1 pseudogene is annotated in these 869 nt (G+C 73.5%); it reads right to left on the bottom strand.

From position 1 onward, the window contains the following. Positions 1–352: 352 nt before the first annotated feature. Positions 353–869 (bottom strand): annotated as a pseudogene (locus FVW27_RS17480) (hypothetical protein); the annotation flags it as partial.

Genomic DNA, 869 nt, shown 5'->3' with positions numbered 1-869 from the left:
CCAGGGGGGCCAGCCACGGGGCGTCGGTCCGCAGGGGCGGGGCCAGGGACAGGTGGGGGGCGGCGGATGCGGTGTCGGTCATGCGGGGTGACGGGCGGCACGCCGGGTGGCGGGCGGGTTGGGGTGGTCGGTTTGTGATGAACGGGGGCGGGAAGGGGCTTTGTACGCCTCCGGCGGGCGGGGGGCAACGCCCCCCGCACCCCCTGGAAATGACGGGCAATTAGTGGCCACGGCGGGCTCATGCCGGAATACGGCGCCCCCCTGAAAGGGACTGCAAGGGGGCGCGGCCCCTTTGCCGGAGAGGCCCCGGGGAAGCGGAGCCTTCCGGGAAGGACGTTGCCGGTCCCCGGTGTCAGGTAAGCAGGCCGGGGCCGCCGTGCAAGGTGGCCAGCAGCAAGCCCAGTGGGTCGGACGGCCCGGCGGGCAGGGGGCCGGTGGACAGCAGGGCCGTCTCCAGGGCGCCGACGACGTGCATCCCGGTCACCAGCGGTTCCAGCAGTGCATCGAGATTGTCCGGATGTTCCGCCATGACCCGGAAGGCCAGACGGGCCGGAGCCTGCAGGGTGGCGGGGCGCAGCAGCCCGTGCAGCAGGAAGCGCCCCGGAGCGTCAAGGGAAGGAGCAAGGGAAGGAGCAAGAGCCGGAGCAAGGGGCGGGGCGTTGTCCGACGTACCGACGACACAGGCTGGACCGATCACCCCGCCCAGCAGGATGCGGGTCAGCCCGCCGCCCGTGGCATCCGGTGGCGGGGGCAGTATTGCACAATCCAGGGCACGCGCCGTGGGGCACAGCCATGGCAGGTGCAGCAGCACCACGCCGGGGTGCGCCGCGCGCAGCACGGGCAGCAGGGCCAGCCGGGCGCGCTGGCAG

The sequence above is a fragment of the Nitratidesulfovibrio liaohensis genome (assembly GCF_011682075.1).
Lineage (GTDB): Bacteria > Desulfobacterota > Desulfovibrionia > Desulfovibrionales > Desulfovibrionaceae > Cupidesulfovibrio > Cupidesulfovibrio liaohensis.
Note: the sequence above shows the minus strand (reverse complement) of the source record. Positions and strands in the feature narration are given on the sequence as shown.